At 67.6% G+C, this 3,870-nt stretch carries 4 protein-coding genes and 3 pseudogenes; 5 read left to right on the top strand and 2 right to left on the bottom strand.

Translation table 11 applies throughout. The annotated features are described in order from the left end of the window. Window positions 1-142: 142 nt before the first annotated feature. The 4 genes and pseudogenes from ACIBK6_RS42405 to ACIBK6_RS42390 form a co-directional block, all read left to right on the top strand. Window positions 143-542: pseudogene (locus tag ACIBK6_RS42405) on the top strand (DEAD/DEAH box helicase family protein); the annotation flags it as partial. 10 nt (window positions 543-552) lie between these two features. After that, window positions 553-645: pseudogene (locus ACIBK6_RS42400) on the top strand (hypothetical protein); the annotation flags it as partial. Between the two features lie 79 nt (window positions 646-724). Then, window positions 725-1,228 carry a helicase associated domain-containing protein gene (locus ACIBK6_RS42395; protein WP_399058828.1) on the top strand — a complete coding sequence of 168 codons (504 nt, stop codon included), beginning with the start codon at window positions 725-727 and terminating at the stop codon, window positions 1,226-1,228. Continuing rightward, a complete protein-coding gene (locus ACIBK6_RS42390; protein ID WP_399058826.1) occupies window positions 1,206-1,361 on the top strand; it encodes a helicase associated domain-containing protein in 156 nt (51 codons plus the stop codon). The genes ACIBK6_RS42395 and ACIBK6_RS42390 overlap by 23 nt, the downstream gene beginning before the upstream one ends. Window positions 1,362-1,426: 65 nt before the next feature. On the opposite strand, the pseudogene ACIBK6_RS42385 reads toward ACIBK6_RS42390, so the two are convergent. Next, a pseudogene (locus tag ACIBK6_RS42385) lies at window positions 1,427-2,159 on the bottom strand (transposase). Window positions 2,160-2,204: 45 nt separating this feature from the next. Further along, the gene (locus tag ACIBK6_RS42380) at window positions 2,205-2,498 is read right to left on the bottom strand and encodes a hypothetical protein (protein WP_399058824.1); all 294 of its coding nucleotides are present in this window, start codon (window positions 2,496-2,498) and stop codon (window positions 2,205-2,207) included. A gap of 299 nt (window positions 2,499-2,797) precedes the next feature. Here ACIBK6_RS42380 and ACIBK6_RS42375 point away from each other — a divergent pair. Further along, window positions 2,798-3,870, top strand: a 1,073-nt coding sequence (locus ACIBK6_RS42375; protein ID WP_399058825.1) for a tyrosine-type recombinase/integrase, incomplete at its 3' end; no start/stop codon positions are given.

The following is a 3,870-nucleotide window of genomic DNA, read 5'->3' as shown; positions in this document are numbered from 1 at the left end:
ACCCACACCCCATACGACAACGTCGGCCTTCAAGACCACAACCAGGTCCTGAAGGCCGACGTCACGCGAACCCCCGGATTAACCAACAGCATCCGCTCGCGGAAGGGGCGCAGCCCGAGCCTGCGGGCCCCCGCGTGATGGTTTGCGGGCCACGGTGGTAGCTGCGTGCGGGACGGGGAAAACGTTCATCGCCGCTGCCGCTGCGCTACGTCTGGCCCGTCATGGGCGGGTGTTGGTGTTGCTCCCGACTCTCGATCTGCTGACCCAGACGGTGCGGGAGTGGCGGGCGGCCGGGCATACAGGTCCGGCGGTGGCGGTGTGCTCGCTGGACGATGACCCGCACCTGCGGGATTTGGATGTGCGCTCCACCACGAGCCCGCCGCAGCTCGCCCTGTGGCACGGCCGCGGCCCGGTGACGGTGTTCGCCACCTACGCCCTCCCTCGGCGTCCTGGCAGAGGCTCACGAGGGGATGTACGGGCTGCCCATGGACGTGTTCGACCTGATGGTCGTGGACGAGGCGCACCGTACGTCGGGGTCGATATGACGCCGCCGTGCGCTACCAGAAGCGGGAGCGGCACCTGGAAGTGCCCTACGAACACCTGGAGGGCGCCTATCCGCTGGGGCGGTGGCTGTCGGATCAGCGGCGCGCGTTGCGGGCCGGGCAGATGGACCCGAAGCGGGCCGACGATCTGGAAGCGCTGGGGATCGTGTGGGACACCGCCGATGCCGCCTTCGAGGAGAACCTCGCGGCTGCGCGGGCGTACTTCGCGCAGGCCGGAACCTTGGCCGCGCCCCGGCGGACTCGGCAAGGACCCGAAACGGGCGAAGCAGCGGGCCGTCGAGCTCGCGGCGGTCGATCCGGACTGGAACCCCGCCGAGCTCGGATGGACGGTCGACTGGCAGCGGCACTACGTCGGCCTGGCGGTGCTGTTGAAGGACGGGGCGTTGCTGACGGGGATCGTGCCGGGGGTGACGTGGCGCGGTGACGACATCGGGCGCTGGCTGCTCCGGCAGCAGCGCGACTTCGGCCGGCTCAACCCCGAGCAGCAGAAGCGGCTCAGCGAACTCGGCGTGAAACCAGCCGTACGAGCCCGTACGGCGGCGGTGCCGAGCGGTGGGAAGGACTGGGGCGGTGCGCGGCGCGGAGGCGTTCACGCGGGGGCTGGCGGCGCTTGCGCAGTACGTCGAGCGGGAGCAGCGCACCGTGGTGCCGCGCCAGCACAGTGAGCGGATCACCATCGACGGCCAGGACCACGAAGTGCGGCTCGGAGTATGGGTGTCGAACCAGAAGACCCGCCGGGACAAGTTGAGCGAGGAGCAGGTTGGGCAGCTCGCCGAGCTCGGCGTGGACTGGGTGTAAGAGTTGTCCCGTAACTGATCTCGGACTTGAAGGAGGCGTGGTCGATCACTGTCTCGCCGTTTTGCCTATCCGGCGAGGGTGAGGTTGTGGAGGCGGGCGATGCCGAGCATGGCGTGGTGGACGCCGTCGCCTTTGAGGCGGCAGTCGCGGAGGATCTTCCAGCCTTTCATGCGGGCGAAGGTGTGCTCAACACGGGCGCGGACTTGTTTGTGGGAGCGGTTGTGTTCCTCTTTCCACTCCGGGAGTTCTTCGCCCTTGCGGCGGCGGTGCGGGATGACCAGTCCGGTGCCCTGGTATCCGCCGTCGGCGATGGTCATGGTGTCGCCGACGGCAGCCTTGGCGCCGGATTTCTCCCAGCCGCGGGAGTCGTGCCGGTTGCCCGGCACGGGCCGGCCGACCACGACCACCAGGCGCGTATCGGCATCGATGACCACCTGATGGGCCGTGGAATACCGGTAGTTCTTCGACTGCTCGGCCACCGTGTGGTCGCGCGTAGGAACCAGGGTGCCGTCACACGATCAGCACAGTGTCTTTGCGGAACCGCTTGCGGGGCTGGAGCGCGAGCAGAGGCCCCAGATGGTGGATGATCCGGTCCGCTGCCGACTTCGATACTCCGAAGAGCGGAGCGAGTTGGCGCATCGTCAAGTTCGTACGCCAGTAAGCCGCGACGAGCAGAATACGGTCCTCCAGCGGGAGTCCCCAGGGTCGCCCGCGCTGGAGTTCAGCTGCGGTCTCGCGCCGTACGGCAGTCACCAACTTGCCGAAGCAGCGCGGGCTCAGTCCGGTGAAGGGGCCTATCCAGACACCTCAGGGGTCCAACGCGTCAAGTCCTCATCGTTGAGTTCACCGGTTTCCCCAGCGGTTCCAGAGCGTGTGATGCCATTCGGTGGCACCGGCTCCCGGTGGCGTCACCGGCGGCACCGGCCCGGGGCTGGTCTCGATCAGGTGCAGGAGCGACCAGGCCACGCCGTAGCAGTCGTCGGGGCCGAAACAGGCAGCCAAAGCATGCGCCTCGTCGGCTGTGACGGGCGCCGGGATGGCGTCGAGCTGATTGACTCGGCCGTCGATCTCCTCCTCATCGGCGTCCCAGTCGGGGAGGGGGCCAGCGGCGACGAACGTCTGAACCTCGGGTCTCATCTGTGAATGATCGACTGCTGTGGGCGACCTGAGCAAGGGGCGTTGCCACAGGTCAGACGGCAGCTGCCTCCGTCAGCGAGGGCGGCGTGGGGAAGGCGGCCAGCTCGTCGTACCGTTCGCCGTTTTGGAGGCAGTGGTAGAGCTGGCCGTTCTCTGGGGTTCGATCCCGTGTGGTGTGACGTTGTCTGATCCTCCTCGTTGATGTCTGGCACGACGGTTTTCCGGGGGTGTGGTGCTTGTGGTGGGCCGTCGCGTGAGATGCACGACAGGGGAAGTGAATGGACGCGTTCTTGGTCCGCATGCCGTCGGGGAGCCGGTACTGGACCGTCGTTGACGATCAGCTGCAGGTGCTGCCGGTCGCTGACCGGTATCTGCGGGATCTACGGTTCGGCCGTAGTCGGGCCGAATTGACCACGAAGTCGTACGCCGGAGCCATCGCGCTGTACATGCGGTGGTGCCGACGTACGGACCGCGACTGGTCGACCGCGGCGGCGGACATGGGGTTGTTCATCGTCTGGCTCAAGTACAGCTCTGGCGGGGTGTCGAAGGTCGTAGTCGCCGGCCCCGGCGTGGATCCGGTCCGCCGGGAACGCCGGATCAACGGGGTTCTGACCGGGGTACGCGGGTTTCTGGCGCACGCTGTGGCGGCGAAGGAAGCGCCGGGATGGGTACTCGGGCAGCTCTACGAGATCGCCAGCACTCAGGATCTGCCGCTGGAGGCTCAGGGCGAGGACACCGGGGTCGGCTACCGTCTCGGCGCCCGGCACCGGCTGCAGGAGCCCGAGACCGAGGTGGACCGGGCCACCGACGAGGAGATCGTCGCGCTGCTGCACGCCTGCCGCTCAGCGCGCGACCGGCTCAGCATTCTCGTGATGGCCCGAGTGGGTCTGCGCGTCGGGCAGCTCGCTGGGCTGCGTCGCTGCGACGCCCACCTGATGGTGGATTCCCGCATTCTGGGCTGCGACGTTGAGGGGCCACACCTGCACGTGGTGCGGCGCCAGAACCCCAACACCGCCTGGTCGAAGCGCCGTTCGTCAATCTGGTTCCCAGTCGACTTCCTCGTGGTCCAGGCATTCGACCAGTACGTCTACGAACGTCATGAGTTCCTGGGGAACGACGGCAGCGACTTCCTGCTGGTTAACCTCTTCCGTCCGCCCCTGGGTTCGCCGGTCACTCCGGATGCAGTGGGTGAGCTGGTCGAACGGCTGGCTCGGCGGGCCGGCCTGGAAGGTCACCTCACCCCGCACATGCTCCGGCGGGCGTTCGGCAGCAATGTCCGGGTGTTCACGAGTGCTGTTGACCTGCGACGTGGCGGGGTGTTGGAGATCGCTTCCCGTGCAGCAGGTGATCGTTTCCCAGGGCTGGAGGCGGG

The sequence above is a fragment of the Streptomyces sp. NPDC050485 genome (assembly GCF_044458185.1).
GTDB lineage: Bacteria > Actinomycetota > Actinomycetes > Streptomycetales > Streptomycetaceae > Streptomyces.
This window is presented reverse-complemented; position numbering and strand designations above follow the sequence as displayed.